Annotated in this window: 19 protein-coding genes and 1 riboswitch; of the genes, 11 read left to right on the forward strand and 8 right to left on the reverse strand. The window is 37.5% G+C overall.

The window, feature by feature from the left end; all coding sequences use genetic code 11:
- Positions 1-20 precede the first annotated feature (20 nt).
- The 9 genes from AABL85_RS07975 (at position 21) to AABL85_RS08015 (ending at position 7427) form a co-directional block, all read left to right on the forward strand.
- On the forward strand, positions 21-500 hold the full coding sequence (locus AABL85_RS07975) for a methyltransferase domain-containing protein (RefSeq protein ID WP_341309733.1): 480 nt from the start codon (positions 21-23) through the stop codon (positions 498-500).
- 98 nt (positions 501-598) lie between these two features.
- A riboswitch (TPP riboswitch) is annotated at positions 599-698 on the forward strand.
- 64 nt (positions 699-762) lie between these two features.
- Positions 763-969, forward strand: a complete 207-nt coding sequence (thiS, locus tag AABL85_RS07980) for a sulfur carrier protein ThiS (RefSeq protein WP_341309734.1) — start codon at positions 763-765, stop codon at positions 967-969.
- A gap of 45 nt (positions 970-1014) precedes the next feature.
- Positions 1015-2829, forward strand: coding sequence for a phosphomethylpyrimidine synthase ThiC (thiC, locus tag AABL85_RS07985; protein WP_341309735.1), 1815 nt, complete (start codon positions 1015-1017; stop codon positions 2827-2829).
- A gap of 12 nt (positions 2830-2841) precedes the next feature.
- Positions 2842-3474, forward strand: a complete 633-nt coding sequence (locus AABL85_RS07990; RefSeq protein ID WP_341309736.1) for a thiamine phosphate synthase — start codon at positions 2842-2844, stop codon at positions 3472-3474.
- Positions 3441-4193 carry a hydroxymethylpyrimidine/phosphomethylpyrimidine kinase gene (locus AABL85_RS07995; protein WP_341309737.1) on the forward strand — a complete coding sequence of 251 codons (753 nt, stop codon included), beginning with the start codon at positions 3441-3443 and terminating at the stop codon, positions 4191-4193. Before AABL85_RS07990 ends, AABL85_RS07995 begins: the two co-directional genes overlap by 34 nt.
- Positions 4183-4803, forward strand: coding sequence for a thiamine phosphate synthase (locus AABL85_RS08000; RefSeq protein WP_286414194.1), 621 nt, complete (start codon positions 4183-4185; stop codon positions 4801-4803). Before AABL85_RS07995 ends, AABL85_RS08000 begins: the two co-directional genes overlap by 11 nt.
- Complete coding sequence (locus AABL85_RS08005) at positions 4800-5576, forward strand: thiazole synthase (protein ID WP_341309738.1); 777 nt, start codon at positions 4800-4802, stop codon at positions 5574-5576. Before AABL85_RS08000 ends, AABL85_RS08005 begins: the two co-directional genes overlap by 4 nt.
- A 3-nt stretch (positions 5577-5579) precedes the next feature.
- Complete coding sequence (gene thiH, locus AABL85_RS08010; RefSeq protein WP_341309739.1) at positions 5580-6689, forward strand: 2-iminoacetate synthase ThiH; 1110 nt, start codon at positions 5580-5582, stop codon at positions 6687-6689.
- Positions 6690-6704: 15 nt separating this feature from the next.
- Positions 6705-7427 carry a HesA/MoeB/ThiF family protein gene (locus AABL85_RS08015; protein WP_341309740.1) on the forward strand — a complete coding sequence of 241 codons (723 nt, stop codon included), beginning with the start codon at positions 6705-6707 and terminating at the stop codon, positions 7425-7427.
- On the opposite strand, the gene aat is transcribed toward AABL85_RS08015, so the two are convergent.
- The 3 genes from aat to AABL85_RS08030 are packed head-to-tail and all read right to left on the reverse strand — an operon-like array spanning position 7417 to position 9672.
- On the reverse strand, positions 7417-8061 hold the full coding sequence (gene aat / locus AABL85_RS08020) for a leucyl/phenylalanyl-tRNA--protein transferase (protein WP_286414188.1): 645 nt from the start codon (positions 8059-8061) through the stop codon (positions 7417-7419). The genes AABL85_RS08015 and aat overlap by 11 nt on opposite strands.
- Before the next feature lie 53 nt (positions 8062-8114).
- Positions 8115-8774, reverse strand: coding sequence for a DUF3127 domain-containing protein (locus tag AABL85_RS08025; RefSeq protein WP_286414186.1), 660 nt, complete (start codon positions 8772-8774; stop codon positions 8115-8117).
- A 25-nt stretch (positions 8775-8799) separates the two neighbouring features.
- Positions 8800-9672: a flavin reductase family protein gene (locus AABL85_RS08030; RefSeq protein ID WP_341309741.1), complete on the reverse strand. Its 873-nt coding sequence runs from the start codon at positions 9670-9672 to the stop codon at positions 8800-8802.
- Positions 9673-9805: 133 nt separating this feature from the next.
- Here AABL85_RS08030 and AABL85_RS08035 point away from each other — a divergent pair, with 133 nt between their 5' ends.
- Positions 9806-10960, forward strand: a complete 1155-nt coding sequence (locus AABL85_RS08035; RefSeq protein ID WP_341309742.1) for a sensor histidine kinase — start codon at positions 9806-9808, stop codon at positions 10958-10960.
- A gap of 34 nt (positions 10961-10994) precedes the next feature.
- Here AABL85_RS08035 and AABL85_RS08040 read toward each other — a convergent pair whose 3' ends face one another.
- Both AABL85_RS08040 and greA read right to left on the reverse strand, forming a co-directional pair.
- Positions 10995-11384 carry an HIT family protein gene (locus tag AABL85_RS08040; RefSeq protein ID WP_286414182.1) on the reverse strand — a complete coding sequence of 130 codons (390 nt, stop codon included), beginning with the start codon at positions 11382-11384 and terminating at the stop codon, positions 10995-10997.
- Positions 11385-11400: 16 nt separating this feature from the next.
- Positions 11401-11877 (reverse strand): transcription elongation factor GreA, encoded by a 477-nt coding sequence (gene greA, locus AABL85_RS08045; RefSeq protein ID WP_006259751.1) that lies wholly within the window; start codon positions 11875-11877, stop codon positions 11401-11403.
- A gap of 155 nt (positions 11878-12032) precedes the next feature.
- Here greA and AABL85_RS08050 point away from each other — a divergent pair, with 155 nt between their 5' ends.
- Positions 12033-12488 (forward strand): hypothetical protein, encoded by a 456-nt coding sequence (locus AABL85_RS08050; RefSeq protein WP_341309743.1) that lies wholly within the window; start codon positions 12033-12035, stop codon positions 12486-12488.
- A 402-nt stretch (positions 12489-12890) separates the two neighbouring features.
- Here the strand turns inward: AABL85_RS08050 and AABL85_RS08055 are convergent, their stop codons facing one another.
- From AABL85_RS08055 to pnuC, 3 genes are all read right to left on the reverse strand, one after another.
- Complete coding sequence (locus AABL85_RS08055) at positions 12891-15032, reverse strand: TonB-dependent receptor (RefSeq protein ID WP_341309744.1); 2142 nt, start codon at positions 15030-15032, stop codon at positions 12891-12893.
- Positions 15033-15273: 241 nt separating this feature from the next.
- Positions 15274-15672 (reverse strand): alternative ribosome rescue aminoacyl-tRNA hydrolase ArfB, encoded by a 399-nt coding sequence (gene arfB, locus AABL85_RS08060; RefSeq protein WP_006259754.1) that lies wholly within the window; start codon positions 15670-15672, stop codon positions 15274-15276.
- The gene (gene pnuC / locus AABL85_RS08065) at positions 15657-16283 is read right to left on the reverse strand and encodes a nicotinamide riboside transporter PnuC (protein ID WP_341309745.1); all 627 of its coding nucleotides are present in this window, start codon (positions 16281-16283) and stop codon (positions 15657-15659) included. The genes arfB and pnuC overlap by 16 nt, the downstream gene beginning before the upstream one ends.
- Positions 16284-16340: the final 57 nt, after the last annotated feature.

Here is a 16340-nt window from a genome sequence, read left to right on the forward strand (position 1 = left end):
GCAAGAGATTTAAAAAGACAATGGAATTTGTCACTAAGCACATTTCAAAAGACTCAAGAATACTAGACTTAGGTGTAGTCAATCCTCTTTCTAAAATTATGCAAGAAGATAGGTATAAAGTAACCAACACCATAGGAGAAGACTTAGATGAGGATCAAAGCGCTTTAACTAATGGAGATTACGATGTCTTAACCGCTTTTGAAATTGTAGAGCATTTACTAAATCCTTATACGGTATTAAAATCGTGTAAAGCTTCTAAAGTAATGATTTCTGTTCCCTTGCGTTTGTGGTTTAGTACTGCATATAGAAGTAAAACAGATATGCTAGACAGACATTATCACGAATTTGAAGCTTGGCAATTAGATTGGCTAGTAGAAAAAGCAGGATATAAAATCGTAGATAGAGATATGTGGACACACCCTATTAAAAAATTAGGGTTACGCCCTATATTGAGATGGTTTACCCCTAGATATTATATCATTTACGCTGAAAAAATATAAGTAGACAAACGCTGAGGAATTCCCTCAGCGTTTTTTTTTATTATATCCCGTTATATCTACACCTAATTTGCACAGTTCAAAAAAAGACCTATATTTGCCTCAAGCTTTAGGGGTGTCTACAAGACTTTGTAGGCTGAGACTTCACCCTTGGAACCTGATCTAGTTAATACTAGCGTAGGGAAAAGTAAGATGACTTCATTAGATAGGTACGACCGTACCCTATTGTAGCCATTCCTAAAGTTATATATCAAAACGAAAAGGAATGGAACTAAAAATCAACAATCACAAAGTACAGTTTGACGTTGACACACTCAGTGTTCAACAGATGTTAGATATGCATCAACCTACTAAGCAAAGAGGTATAGCAGTAGCCGTTAATCAGAAGGTTATCTCTAAGGCCTGCTGGACAACACATCTATTATCTGCAGATGACCACATACTGATTATCACAGCTACTCAAGGCGGTTGATTCCATTCGTTAAAAAGAACTAAATAACTCATAAAACTAAAAACAATGGAACAACACAGTATTTCACAAACCCCTTTCCCTAACTCAAAAAAAGTGTACATCAAGGGAGAGCTCTTCCCAATAGAAGTAGCAATGAGAGAAATATCTCTTAGCAGCACTAAACTATCTAATGGGGGTACAGAAGAGAATCCGCCTGTAACAGTATATGATACCTCAGGGCCTTATACAGATCCAAATATCACAATAGATATACGCAAAGGTATTCCTCGCCTACGCGAAGAATGGATACTAAATAGAAATGATGTTAATACATTATCTTCTATCACATCAGAATATGGCAAAGCTAGATTAGCGGATGAAAAACTAGATCACTTGCGCTTTGAATTTAGACATAACCCAAAGGTTGCTAAAGAAGGAGCTAATGTTACTCAACTACATTATGCAAAAAAAGGCATCATAACTCCAGAAATGGAATATGTAGCCATCAGGGAAAATCAAAGAATAGAACAGCTGAACAAAGCAACCTCAGCGATGAAGCAACAGCATCAAGGCAATAGCTTTGGCGCCAATACTCCTAAAAACTTTATTACACCAGAATTCGTTAGAGAAGAGATTGCTAGTGGACGTGCTATCATCCCTAATAATATCAACCACCCTGAAAGCGAACCTATGATTATAGGCCGTAACTTCTTAGTGAAGATCAATGCTAATATCGGGAATAGCGCTGTGACATCGTCTATAGAAGAAGAAGTAGAAAAAGCAGTATGGGCATGTCGCTGGGGAGCAGACACAATTATGGATTTATCAACAGGTAAAAATATCCACGAGACAAGAGAGTGGATTATACGCAACTCTCCAGTACCTATCGGAACGGTGCCTATCTATCAAGCATTAGAGAAAGTAAAAGGAATAGCCGAAGATTTGACGTGGGAGATCTTTAGAGATACCCTGATTGAGCAAGCAGAGCAGGGAGTTTCATACTTTACCATACATGCAGGTGTACTACTGCGTTATATTCACTTGACTGCTAATCGTGTAACAGGTATTGTATCGCGTGGAGGGTCTATTATGGCGAAGTGGTGTCTATTCCATCACAAAGAAAACTTCTTATATACTCACTTTGAAGAGATATGTGAGATTATGAAGCAATATGATATAGCGTTCTCTCTAGGTGATGGACTAAGACCAGGCTCTATAGCAGATGCTAATGATGCAGCACAGTTTGCAGAGTTAGAAACACTAGGTGAACTAACTAAGATTGCGTGGAAACACGATGTACAAGTCATGATAGAAGGACCAGGACATGTACCTATGCACATGATTAAGGAGAATATGGAAAAGCAATTACGCGACTGTGGAGAAGCTCCTTTCTATACTTTAGGCCCGTTGACTACAGATATCGCTCCTGGTTATGATCATATCACTTCAGCTATCGGAGCGGCTATGATAGGATGGTACGGAACGGCTATGCTATGTTATGTAACCCCAAAAGAACACTTAGGTCTACCTAACAAAAAAGATGTAAAGGATGGAGTGATTACCTATAAACTAGCCGCTCATGCTGCAGACTTAGCGAAAGGACATCCTGGAGCACAATACAGAGATAATGCACTGAGTAAAGCCCGCTTTGAATTTAGATGGGAAGATCAATTCAACCTATCACTAGATCCAGATACAGCAAGAGAATTTCACGATGAAACTCTTCCTGCCGACGGAGCTAAAGTAGCTCACTTCTGTTCTATGTGTGGGCCTAAATTCTGTTCTATGAAGATATCACAAGAGATTAGAGATACGGCAGAACAAGGAATGCGCGAGAAGTCAGAAGAGTTTATAGAACTTGGAAAAGAAATATATCTATAAAAGAGAACAGAGATGGTGGTCATAACCTACCCTACTCCTATAGAAAATGAGACAAGCCTTATCAACAAAATGTTTGAGAAAGGCTTGCCTCTACTTCATGTTCGCAAACCGAATATGTCCTATGAGGAGCTAGTAAAATGGGTGAATAATATCGATAATTACTATCATAAGTACTTAGTTATACACATACCAACAATAGTTATTAACAACAATGAACACGTTTTTAACCAATATAAAGCACTTATCAACAATATAAATAGTATTTATACACACTTATCAACAAACAATTGTTTATATGTTAATAACTATAGTGTAGAACTACCTAAGTTATCAACATCTGTTCATTGTATAAGTGAGGTTAATAAGTTATCAACAAGTATAGACAGAGCTTTTATAAGTCCTATCTACCCTAGTATATCTAAGAGAGGATATGTCTCAACTATTAATTGGACAACAGAATTAAAGCAAAGAACTAATAATAGAGTAACCTTAGTTGCTCTTGGTGGTATCACTCCTTTTCACATCGAATCTATTCATACAATGGGATTTGATGATTATGCCTTATTAGGAACAATATGGGAAGCTGAGCAACCCTTAAAACAATTTGAATTATGTCAATATTACGACCAATTGCATTGGCAATAGCTGGCTTTGACCCTACTAGTGGTGCTGGGGTTATGGCAGATATCAAAACATTTGAACTTCATCAAGTGTACCCTATGGCAGTACTATCTGCTAATACGATACAAACAGAAGACAACTTTATCCATGTAAGATGGGAAGAAGAATATACCTTCCGTCAATTAGCTACTATACTTGAGAACTATACTATAGCAGCAGTAAAAATAGGTATTGTCAAAGATCTAGACACATTGAAGCTATACGTGGATACTATCAAAGGTTTATCTCCAACGACCAAAGTTATTTGGGATCCAGTATTGCGTTCATCTAGTGGTTTTGACTTTCAGACTATTGAACTAATAGATTCTTTAACTACTTTATTACAACAAATAGATCTTATCACGCCAAACTACCTAGAGATACATCAATTAATCACTACGAATGACGATGCACTTCAAAAAGCACAGACTCTGAGTCAATACTGTGATGTACTGCTAAAAGGAGGACATAATCCTAATGCATTGGGCTTTGACTACTATGTGAGTAAAGAGGTGATACAAACTATACCTCCAACTCAACTATCTGATTATCCTAAACACGGTTCTGGCTGTGTATTATCCTCTGCGATAACAGCTAATATTGCAAAAGGAGATCACACATTGACAGCTATTCAGAAGGCTAAAGCCTATATAGAGACATTCTTCAATTCTAATCACACCTTACTCGGATATCATGCTAAATAAAATACAATACATCAGTCATGGAGATACTCCACAAGAACAATTATATCACATAGAAACTGTATTAGGAGCAGGACAACAGTGGATACAGTATCGCTTCAAAAATACGACGAACACTACCCTGTGGCAAACAGCAGAACAGGTCAAGAGGCTATGCGAACAATATCAAGCTACTCTGATCATTAATGATCATGTAGACTTAGCTAAAGCCATAGAGGCTGATGGTGTCCACTTAGGACTTACTGACCTAAGCATCATACAAGCCAAAGCTTATCTGCCTAACAAGATTATAGGAGGTACAGCTAATACGATAGAGGATATCCAACTTAGACATACAGAAGGTTGTGATTACATCGGTCTAGGCCCTTATAGGTATACAACCACTAAACAAAAGCTGAGTCCTATACTTGGTCTAACAGGTTATCAACAGATCTTAAAACAGATGCAGGAACTAAATATCAACATCCCCGTAGTCGCTATAGGAGGAATACAATTAGAAGATGTAGAAGACTTAAAACAAGCAGGACTACATGGCATAGCGATATCTGGCTTACTCCAAAACAGCACTGATAAAAAATCATTACTACAACAACTAAACAATATACTCAAATGAATACACAACCACTTACAATAGCCAATAAGACCTTTCAGTCACGCTTATTCTTAGGGACTGGTAAATATGGTTCTAACGCAGATATGGAGAGCGCTACACTAGCATCCGAAAGCGAGTTAGTTACAGTCGCTCTGAAGCGAATAGACACGACCACTGACACTAATGCTATACTCTCTCATCTACAGCATCCACATATCCACCTACTACCTAATACATCAGGAGCAAGAAATGCTAAAGAAGCAATCTTCGCAGCACAACTAGCTAGAGAAGCGCTAGAGACCAACTGGCTTAAACTAGAAATACACCCAGACCCTAAATACCTACTTCCCGATCCTATCGAAACCCTTAAAGCTACAGAAGAACTAGCCAAATTAGGCTTTGTTGTCTTGCCATACATACACGCAGACCCTGTATTGTGCAAACGACTAGAAGAAGTAGGTACAGCTGCTGTCATGCCTTTAGGTGCACCTATAGGTACTAATAAAGGGCTGAAGACAATGGACTTCTTAGAGATTATCATTGAGAATAGCAAAGTTCCCGTTATCATAGATGCTGGTATCGGAGCGCCTTCAGATGCAGCTAAGGCTATGGAGATAGGCGCTGATGCTGTACTTGTCAATACTGCCATAGCAGTAGCTGGTAACCCTGAACAAATGGCTACCGCCTTTAAACATGCTGTCAGAGCTGGTCGCTTAGCCTATGAGGCTAAGCTAGCTACTGTAGTAAATCACGCTCAAGCTTCTAGCCCACTAACTGCATTTCTAACAGAGTAAACTATGTCCTTTATACAAACTTATGAACAATACGACTGGGAAGAGATCAAGAATACAATCTATGAGACAACTTCTAAACAGGTAGAACAGAGCTTAGCTAAGAATAAGAAGACCCTGACAGACTTTATCCATCTTATCTCTCCTGCTGCTATGCCTTATCTAGAAGAGATGGCTCAGCAGAGTCAACAGCTTACTCAGAAAAGATTTGGCAAGACGATATCACTATATGCTCCGATGTACTTGAGTAATGAGTGTAACAACATCTGTACTTATTGTGGCTTCAGCTTAGATAACAATATCCGCAGAAAGACTCTCTCTCCAAAAGAAATAGAACAGGAAGTCAAAGTAATCAAAGCACAAGGATACGATCATATTCTACTCGTAACAGGAGAAGCTAATCACTTAGTCAATATCAATTACTTCAAGCAGAGTATAGAACAGATACAGCAGTCTTTTTCTACCATCTCTATAGAGGTACAACCCCTAAAGCAAGATGAGTACGAACAGCTAGCTGATCTAGGTGTATATGCCGTTCTAGTATATCAAGAGACTTACCACAAGGAGGTCTATAAACAATACCACCCAAAAGGGAAGAAGTCTAACTTTGAATATAGATTAGATACTCCTGATAGAATAGGGAGAGCAGGTATACATAAGATAGGACTAGGCGTTCTCCTAGGGCTAGAAGACTGGCGAGTAGACAGCTTCTTTAATGCGCTACATATCGACTATCTACAAAAGACATATTGGCAAACCAAGTACTCTGTATCCTTCCCTAGACTAAGACCTGCAGAAGGTGTTATAGAACCTAACTTCATCATGGAAGATAGAGATCTCATACAGCTCTTATGTGCATACAGAATATGGAATGAAGACCTAGAGATATCTATCTCTACCCGTGAGAGTGAGATACTGAGAAACAATGTATTTAAACTAGGAGCTACTACCATGAGTGCTGGTTCAAAAACTAACCCAGGAGGATATAGTGTGGCAGAAGACTCATTAGAACAATTTGAGATCTGTGATACCAGAAGTACATCAGAGATATACCACCTGATAAAAGAAGCAGGATATGATCCTGTATGGAAAGACTGGGATAAAGCCTATCAATAACAAAACAATTATAGTATGGATACAACAGATTTCTTGCGATATAACAGACAGATGAATCTACCAGAAGTAGGTATAGAAGGTCAGATGAAGATAAAACAAGCTAAGGTATTAGTAATAGGTGCTGGAGGGCTAGGCTCTCCAGTGCTAACTTACCTTGCTAGTTGTGGTGTAGGCACACTAGGGGTAATAGACTTTGATACTATCGAACATCACAATCTACACAGACAAATACTCTTTACAGAAGCTGACATCAACAAAAACAAAAGTAGTATCGCCAAACAGCGCATCGAACAAATCAACCCACATATTCACTTTACAATATACGATGAGCAGTTAACCTCTGATAATGCAGTAACTATTCTGAGTTCATTCGATATTATCGTAGATGGCAGTGATAATTTTAGCACGCGCTATCTAGTGAATGACACATGTGTAACCTTAGATAAAGTACTAGTCTATGGAACTATTATGGGATTTGAAGGTCAGGTGAGTGTATTTAATCATCATAACAATGCCAACCTCTGCGACCTCTTCCCAGAACCTCCTGCTCCAGAAGATGTGCCCAACTGTAGTCTTAATGGAGTACTTGGTACATTCCCTGGTATAATAGGGACTATCATGGCTCATGAGACACTGAAAGTCATCTTAGACCTTCCCTCCCTTTCTGGTCAACTTCTTATCCTGAACACCTTGACCTGGGAAATAAATAAACTGATGTATGGCAGTGCTACCTCTTAGGTAGATACTCTAGAAATACCTCTCTAGGTATCTCATAAGCACCTAAAGAGCTTAAATGATCATTATATACTTGACAGTCTAGTAGCTTATACTTTTTATCTCTTAGATATTCACATAAGTAGATAAAGGCTACTTTACTAGCATTTGGTACGAAGGAGAACATGCTCTCTCCGCAGAACACAGGTTTCATATCTACACCATAGAGACCGCCTACAAGTTCTCCATCTTGCCAAACCTCTACAGATTTAGCGATGCCTAAGTCATGTAGATTACAGTATGCATTGATCATATCATCTGTAATCCAAGTACCCAGTTGTCCCTCTCGCTTAGCGTTCTGACAATTATTAATTACATCTGCAAAACAAGTATTAAAAGTAACCGTAAATATATTTTTCTTTAAGATACTACGCATACTCTTAGAGACATATACCTCATCAGGCTCTAGAACCATACGCATACTAGGAGACCACCATGTAATAGGCTCTCCATCTTCAAACCAAGGGAATATCCCAGACTTATACGCTAATATCAATCTATTAGCAGATAAATCACCTCCTATGGCTAAAATTCCAGATTCATGCGTATTTTCTACTGCTGGAAAATATAAATAATTACTATCTAAGACTGTTATCATAAGAAAAAAAAGTCCCTAAGAATAATCTTAGGGACATCTTAAAAGAATATTTTTTAGAATGGTAAATCATCGTGATCTTCCTCCATATAGCTAGAAGCAGGAGGAAACTGTTGTCCCATATTACTCTGTCCTTGATTAAAACCTTGTTGGTTTTGGTTTTGATTAAACCCTCCCATTTGTTGAGATTGAGTATTCTGTGCAAAGCCTTGTTGTTGGTTTTGGTTAAATCCTCCTTGTTGCCCTTGGTTATTTTGAGCAAAACCTCCTTGTTGTCCTTGATTAAACCCACCTTGTTGTGGAGCTTGATTGTTTTGAGCAAAACCTCCTTGTTGGTTAGATTGTTGTTGCATACCAGCATTTCCGTATTGAGACTGCATATTATCTTGTTGTCCCATATATGGTTGTTGGTTTTGTCCCATGTTACCACCTTGTTGAGCTGGCATCATGTGCTCTATTCTCCACCCTTGGATTGTATTAAAGTATCTGATTTCTCCTTGTGGACTTTGCCACTCTCTTCCTCTCAAATTAATAGATACACGTACTTGCTCACCTACTTGATAAGAGTCTAATAAACTTACTTTATCTTGTGTAAACTCAATCATAATGTGCTGAGGATATTGCTCTTCAGTAGTTACTACTACTTCTCTCTTTCTGAATGATGAACTGATATCTTGTGTATGTCCAATTAATTTGATTCTTCCTGTAACTTCCATTTTAATCTCTTTTTTTAATTACAATCTATTTGGCTAAAATTGTTTTCCAAGCCAAAGGTACATTATTTTCTTCTAAATATTTTTTTGCTAATTTAAATTTATTGATTTGATTATTAGCAACCAAAATTTCTTTTAACTCTTTATTTGAATTCACAAAAGTAGCAACCTCTTCTTCAGTAGGCAGCTGTTCTACATTACCTAATATTCCAAGATCATTACCTGTGAATACTCCACTCTCTACTACTCCTGCTGGTAGTGCATCTACTCCTAGACCTAGTGTAGTCAACGGTTTTTCTACCTCAAATATTCCGTCATTGGCACGAGTATACCAGTTCGCTCCCATACGTGCTACTAGATCTATCTTATGCTGATCTATCTGTCCGTTCTCATCTAATACATCCTCATTGACATGTATTTTCACCACTTCACAGATCACTAGATTACCAGCACCGCCTTCATTCCCCAGTCCGATTACCTCCTGTACAACACACTCATACTGCACTGGACTTTCTTTGACTCTAAATGGTTTTACGATATCAGATGGTACCATAGTCAATCCTGATTTGATAAACTCGTTTACCCCATCTTTATACTCTGTACTAGATAGAGAAGTCTGCTGTACCATATCATAAGTCACCACATTTATCACCACTTGCAGATTAGCCTGTACGTTAAATAAAGTATGCTTATTCGTATTATCCCTTACACGTCTAGACGGAGAGAACACTAATATAGGCGGATTAGTACTCACCATATTAAAGAAGCTAAACGGAGATAGATTAGGTCTACCATCAGCATCTACGGTACTTGCCAGCGCTATAGGGCGTGGCCCGATAGACGTTTGCATCAGTCTCTGTAATTCTACTACAGATATATCTTTAGGTTCTATAGATTTCATATATATATTTAGTTGAAGAAAAGTAAAGTTACAAAAGCTTTTAGGAACGATAAAATTTTTAATACTTCATTAAACTAAATTCAATTCATTTATTTTAATTACTTTTAAATGTTCATAAAACCCATATCAGAACTTGAGAAATAAAAAAGAAATATTTCGTTGGTCAGTAATTACTGCAGCCTTAATCACCTTAGTAGTCATCCTGTGGAACACCTATTCCTTTTTTCAAACCTATAAGACAGAGGAGAGAACCAAGATGAAGATCTGGGCAGAAGCGCTGAATACACTTGATATAGCCACTTCTATAGAGGCTGACGTATCTCTACCCTTTCTGATCATTATGGAGAATAAGACTATCCCTATTATCCAGACAGATGAGCATGATAAGATCATCTCTCTAAATAATATAGATGAACAGATAGTCAACACTCCCGAAAAAAAAGAAGCACTGCTGCGCAAACTCAAGTTTCAGAACCCACCTATTATCCTAAAGGTAGGTAAACAAACTCAGTATGTCTATTACGGTAACTCATCCTTACTGACCAAGCTAAAGTACTACCCTGTCACGCTAGTACTGATATTCTTATTCTTCACAGTACTGCTATTCTACTTCTATAGAAGTAATAAGATCGCTACTCAGAACAAGCTATGGACAGGAATGGCAAAAGAAACAGCCCATCAGATAGGTACACCTCTATCCTCACTACTAGGCTGGGTAGAGATCATGAGATTAGATAATGTAAGCCCTGAGATCACAGAAGAGATAGAAAAAGATGTCAAAAAACTTCAGATAATAGCAGATCGTTTTTCTAAGATCGGGTCTATACCGAAGTTAACGAACGTAGATATCGTATCAGAGACGAGGAAGTCATTTGATTACTTCTCCCTGAGAAACTCTAAGCAGATTATCTTCACACTAGACTGTCCTGACTACGAAATTAATATTCCTCTAAACAAGGAATTACACAGCTGGACTATAGAGAACCTAATCAAGAATGCTATCGATGCCATGAAAGGAAAAGGGAAACTAGCTATCCTGATCCAAGATACTGATAAGACTGTCAATATCTATGTGACAGATACAGGAAGTGGGATACCGAAGAAGATGTTTAATAAGATCTTCGAGCCTGGATACACGACTAAGAAACGTGGATGGGGGCTAGGACTATCTCTGACTAAGAGAATCGTAGAAGAATTTCAAGATGGAAAGATTAAAGTAACGCAATCAGAAGTAGGTAAAGGAACTACATTCTGTATCACATATCACAAAAAAAAGGCTGACCTATAATCTAGACAGCCTTTGTTACATTATCCATACAGCCTTATAAATGACTGTTAATAGCTTTAGCTACACTCTCGAACTCTTCTGGAGTTAGCTTTTCTTTTTTAGTGAAGCGCATATCATCCATTTCTTGAAGAGGGATTAAATGCACATGTACATGAGGTACTTCTAACCCTACTACTGCCATCCCTACTCTCTTACACGGTACAGCTAGCTCTAATGCCTTAGCTACCTTGCGAGAGAATCTCATCAATTCCATATAATGATCCTCTTCCATATCAAAAATCTTATTGATTTCCTTTTTTGGAATACATAGCGTATGTCCCTTCGCATTCGGATTAATATCTAAAAATGCAAGGAAATTATCATCCTCTGCTACCTTATAGGCAGGGATCTCTCCAGTAATGATTTTAGTGAAAATAGAACTCATACTATATTTTTTAAAATTAGTCTCTAGTGATCTCTAGAATCTCGAACTTCATGATTCCATTAGGAACTTGGATCTCCGCAACATCTCCAACAGATTTGCCCAGAAGTCCTCTTCCGATAGGTGAAGTTACTGAAATTTTTGCAGCTTTTAGGTCTGCTTCACTTTCAGCTACTAATGTATAGGTAATCTCCATTCCATTAGCTTGATTCTTTATTTTCACTTTAGATAATACTAATGCCTTAGACATATCTAACTGAGATTCGTCTATCAACCTAGCATTAGCTACTACTTCCTCTACTTTTGCTATTTTTAGTTCTAATAAACCTTGTGCTTCCTTAGCAGCATCATACTCTGCATTCTCAGATAAGTCTCCCTTATCTCTCGCATCTGCAATAGCTTGAGATGCCTTTGGACGCTCCACACTCTTCAACTGCTCTAACTCGTCTTTTAGTTTTTTAAGACCCTCCGCAGTATAATACGAAATCTTACTCATAATTAACACGTTTATATAAATAGAAAAAATCCCATAAAAACGGGATTCTTCGCTATAAAGATATTTTTATTTTTATCGTTAAATCAATAATTAACTGTTCTACTATATTTGTCAAAGTTAAATAATTAAATTTGTTTTTCAAATAGTTTATTAAAATGAAAAGATTATTTCTAATCCTATTTACTTTACTAATATCTACAGCATGTAGTAAAAGTGGTAGTGGATATCACAACCCTTATCTACCCAATATAAAAGTCAATCTTATGGTAAATCTGTACCAAGCAGATGCAGACTTTTTAAGATATCAGAACGGTACTTATGTAACCTATAATCATGGCATTATAGGTGTAGCAATATTTAACGCTGGCTCACAATACTTTGCTTATGATCTAACCTGTCCTGATCATGCTTTTGACCCTGTCACGTCTAGATTAGTACAAAAAAAACCTAATGATCCTTATGTATACTGTACCAATAAGCTTCAGCATAATGGAGAAGAACCTGCCTTCTATCTAGGCAATGGTCAATCTATAAAACCAGGATTAAAATACAACCAACTGAAGCCTTATCCTGTAAGACAAAGTGGTGATAATATCTTTGTGACTTACTAATAATTAAACCTGATCATTCTATATAAATACTCTCTCATCGGAGTATTTTTTTTGTACATTACTCTCCTGTAGAGATGGTTCGGGTAGAGATTTAGTACGGTTCGGTAAATACCCACTCAACCCAAGTAAACACTGATTATTACCGAATAGCTTCCAAACAACATAAAAACAAAAAAGAATAAATATCTATATTTCAACCATTTAAAACCAAAACAATTCTCCATTATAAGTCAAAAAGAGTAAATAGAGTCGTTATCTCCATATCAGCTCATTAACTCTTATAAAACCTACAGCATATTACTAGAAGCAACATTACGATAAAACAAGGTCAAAAAAAACCACCATATCGCTATGGTGGTCTCTATAAATAATCTAGCCTATTAGATTGTTTATTATTATGGATTAGAACTTAATAGTCAGTCCTGCTAAGATATTAAACTCTGCCTGTGGATAATAAGCAGGTCCCCATTCTGGGTCATAATATCCATTAGACATATACTTCACATTGAATATATTATTTGCTAATACAGATACACCTACTGATCGTACCCATCCTTTAATCGGGAACTCATAAGTAGCACTTAGATCGTTGATAAAGTAGGAATCAAGCTTTGATTCTTTAGTATCTATGTTGGCCATATATTGTTCTCCCACGAATTTCGTTAGAAGAGATACACTCATCCCCTCTACAGGTAAATAAGTAATGGCATTAGATGCAATAAAATCTGGAGAGAACGCGATATTCGTAGTACCTAGATTTACAGGTAGTCCATCTACTGTCGTCATAAAGTTCTTATTCTTATTAGCACTAATAGTCATACTAGGTGCCCAATATAACTTATCTAATACTCTCACATTCGCATCGATCTCGATACCTGCTCTATAACTATCACCACTATTCGCTCTTAACATAGCTCCTACGTCGTTTATTTCTCCTGTTAAGATAAGTTGGTTTCTATACTTCATATAGTAGGCATTCACGTTCACAGTAGCACGGTCTCCTTTATATCTCCATCCAAGCTCATAGTCATCCATGCTCTCAGACTTAGGCTTTCCTTCTCCCTCATAGTCCTTTCTGTTCGGCTCTCTATTCCCTTTAGCATAAGAGAAATATAGTTGGTTCGAATCATTCAGCTGATAAGTAATACCTCCTTTTGGGTTAAAGAAGTTAAATTTATCATCTACTAACCCTGTCTCGATACCGTTAGCCTCATAAGTAACACGTCTATACTGCATATCTCCAAATAAACTCCACTGATCGGCGAACTGCCAAGTGGCCTTCGCATAGAAGTTAAGGTCTGTCTTTACAGCATCATCTCTGTAGTACTCATAGTTAGGTGCTATCTTCACAGGTTCTCTAGTCCACAACACATTACCGAAGTGGTCTCCTTCATACTTATTCGCTCCTCCACCTAAGATTACATTAAGCTTATCCGTAGTATAGTTCGTATTAAACACCATACCGTAGAAGTGATTCGCTAGGCTCTTCTGTCTGATAAGGTCTGTCTTATTTACCTCCTTGCCATCTACGATAATAGGTTGGAATCCATAAGTCTTAAACTTCTGGTTCGTCTTATAGTTCTCATAATATCCATCGCCCTTAGTATAGTGAAGTGATACGTTAGATGACCATGCTGATGACCACTTCTCACTCCAGTGTAGCTGATAGTGTGTCTGGATATAATTATCTGTTTCATTGTCATAGAACTGTGTATTGCCTTGATCATCTTTATACTTCCCTGCAGGGTTATAACGACGACCATACTTATCTATGTCTGCCTGAGATACACCATTCCACGCTTGATACGTCTTCTGTTTTCCTCCGAATACGACAGCCTTCACTAATGATGTCTCACCTACATACACTCCCTGTAAGTAGTATGACTTCATCCTAGAAGACGCACGGTCTATATACCCATCAGACTTCATATCTGACAGACGACCAGCAATCTCAAACTTATCATTGATCAATCCTGTACTAAACTTCACAGTAGACTTACGCGTGTTATAACTTCCAAAAGAATTAGAGATTTCTCCATTCGCCTCATGTGAGAAGTCATCTGTCTTTAGATTAAGACTCGCACCGAATGCGGCTGATCCGTTAGTAGAAGTACCTACACCACGCTGTAACTGTAGATTCTGGACAGATGATGTAAAGTCTGGCATATTTACCCAAAACGAACCTTGTGACTCTCCATCATTATAGGGAATCCCGTTTAAGGTCACGTTGACACGTGTAGCGTCTGATCCTCGTACTCTGAAACTAGAGTACCCTATCCCGTTACCAGCATCTGTAGTAGTCACTACTGAGGTCATATAAGACATGATGGTAGGGATATCTTGTCCGAGATTGCGCTTTCCGATCTCGTTCTTAGACAAGTTAGCATAAGCGATAGGCGTCTTCTCATCTGCACGAACAGCAGATAATACGATCTCGTTAAGTGTTGATTGTTGAACAGACTCATTAACTTGTTTCTCTTGTGCATAGGTCGAACTTGCACAAACAGCAGTTAACAATAAAGATTGAAGTAATGTTTTTTTCATTCGTAAAAAAAATATCTACAAATAAAAGGGGCAATTATTCTTATTAATTAATAATTACACTAGTCCATAACAGTTCTAGAATGAACTGTATATACTCCCTTGGCAGCATTACCCGCCCAGGTTCTATGGGTATGATCTCAGCCGTATGGCACCCCTTTGAGATTTATAATGCAAATATAGGCTGTTTTTCAAGAGAAAAACAACTATATCTAAGAAGAAGAGATGTTTAACACCTTTTTGGTTAAAACACTCTCTTTCTCAAGGCTTTCTTTAAAGAATTCTGTTGTTTATTGTCTTTTCTTTTTTGCAATACTCTACGCGGAGTTTTTGTCTCTCTACGTTCTTTCTCGATGTGTAGTCCTATCGCTAATAACTGAAAGAAACGATCAATCACAATCTCTTTATTCTTAACCTGACTACGTGTATTATCTGCGTCTAGAATAAGTACGCCTTCTTTATTAAATCTATTCTTCAGACGTTCTAATAGCAGTGTTCTCTCTTCTTCTGTTACTCCTTGAGAGTTTAGACAGTCCCAAGACAGAACCACTTTAGACGATACTTTATTTACATTCTGACCACCAGCTCCACTACTGCGTACAGCCTTAAATGTCAGTTCTCTTTCTATTATTTCTCTAAGCATTTTTCTCTATTTATTGTTTTATACCACGATATATAAGCCATAATAGCTAATACTGTAAAGATAGCAAATTGTACTGCTAATATCCCATATCCTCTATAAGCATATAGCGGAACAGAGATAATATCTCCTATGATCCACAGTGTCCAGTTCTCTATCTTCTTTAAGGCCATATAATACATTCCTGTGAAGAAGATACCTGATGTGATAATATCTATATAGTTCTCAGGTAGGATCTCTTTGCCAGAGAAGTGATATACGCCATAGATGATCACAAGTGTAACTGCGAATATGATAACTCCCTTTATCTTCTCACTAGTGTTCGTACGACTAATCTTTAGAAGAGTATCTCCGTCTTTCTGTCTAGACCAATTATACCACCCATAAACACTCATGATAGAGTAATATCCGTTCAAAATCATGTCTCCATAATATCCTATCACATAGAGTAAGTAAACAGTGATAATTGTAGCGATAATACCTGTAGGATAGACAAGGATGTTCTCCTTACCTGCATACCATACACTCATAATCCCAAAGATAAACACTACTGATTCTAATACTATCTGAAGCATACTAGCCTCTCTATATGCTCCAAAAAAAAAGTCAATCATAACAAATACACTTAAAATAAAAAACCGCACTCTTCATGGAATGCGGTTCAAAAGTAT

The organism is Myroides odoratimimus (genome assembly GCF_038039805.1).
GTDB lineage: Bacteria > Bacteroidota > Bacteroidia > Flavobacteriales > Flavobacteriaceae > Flavobacterium > Flavobacterium odoratimimum_B.

Bases quoted from the DNA above. Each gene is read 5' to 3' on its own strand.
- thiC (WP_341309735.1), top strand. From the start codon at position 1,015: ATGGAACAACACAGTATTTCACAAACCCCTTTCCCTAACTCAAAAAAA.
- greA (WP_006259751.1), bottom strand. From the start codon at position 11,877: ATGAGTAAGATTTCGTATTATACTGCGGAGGGTCTTAAAAAACTAAAA.
- arfB (WP_006259754.1), bottom strand. From the start codon at position 15,672: ATGCTTAGAGAAATAATAGAAAGAGAACTGACATTTAAGGCTGTACGC.
- AABL85_RS07995 (WP_341309737.1), top strand. From the start codon at position 3,441: ATGTCAATATTACGACCAATTGCATTGGCAATAGCTGGCTTTGACCCT.
- aat (WP_286414188.1), bottom strand. From the start codon at position 8,061: ATGATAACAGTCTTAGATAGTAATTATTTATATTTTCCAGCAGTAGAA.
- AABL85_RS07990 (WP_341309736.1), top strand. From the start codon at position 2,842: ATGGTGGTCATAACCTACCCTACTCCTATAGAAAATGAGACAAGCCTT.
- AABL85_RS08050 (WP_341309743.1), top strand. From the start codon at position 12,033: ATGAAAAGATTATTTCTAATCCTATTTACTTTACTAATATCTACAGCA.
- AABL85_RS08040 (WP_286414182.1), bottom strand. From the start codon at position 11,384: ATGAGTTCTATTTTCACTAAAATCATTACTGGAGAGATCCCTGCCTAT.
- AABL85_RS08030 (WP_341309741.1), bottom strand. From the start codon at position 9,672: ATGAAATCTATAGAACCTAAAGATATATCTGTAGTAGAATTACAGAGA.
- pnuC (WP_341309745.1), bottom strand. From the start codon at position 16,283: ATGATTGACTTTTTTTTTGGAGCATATAGAGAGGCTAGTATGCTTCAG.
- AABL85_RS08000 (WP_286414194.1), top strand. From the start codon at position 4,183: ATGCTAAATAAAATACAATACATCAGTCATGGAGATACTCCACAAGAA.
- AABL85_RS08015 (WP_341309740.1), top strand. From the start codon at position 6,705: ATGGATACAACAGATTTCTTGCGATATAACAGACAGATGAATCTACCA.
- thiH (WP_341309739.1), top strand. From the start codon at position 5,580: ATGTCCTTTATACAAACTTATGAACAATACGACTGGGAAGAGATCAAG.
- AABL85_RS08025 (WP_286414186.1), bottom strand. From the start codon at position 8,774: ATGGAAGTTACAGGAAGAATCAAATTAATTGGACATACACAAGATATC.
- AABL85_RS07975 (WP_341309733.1), top strand. From the start codon at position 21: ATGGAATTTGTCACTAAGCACATTTCAAAAGACTCAAGAATACTAGAC.
- AABL85_RS08005 (WP_341309738.1), top strand. From the start codon at position 4,800: ATGAATACACAACCACTTACAATAGCCAATAAGACCTTTCAGTCACGC.
- AABL85_RS08055 (WP_341309744.1), bottom strand. From the start codon at position 15,032: ATGAAAAAAACATTACTTCAATCTTTATTGTTAACTGCTGTTTGTGCA.
- thiS (WP_341309734.1), top strand. From the start codon at position 763: ATGGAACTAAAAATCAACAATCACAAAGTACAGTTTGACGTTGACACA.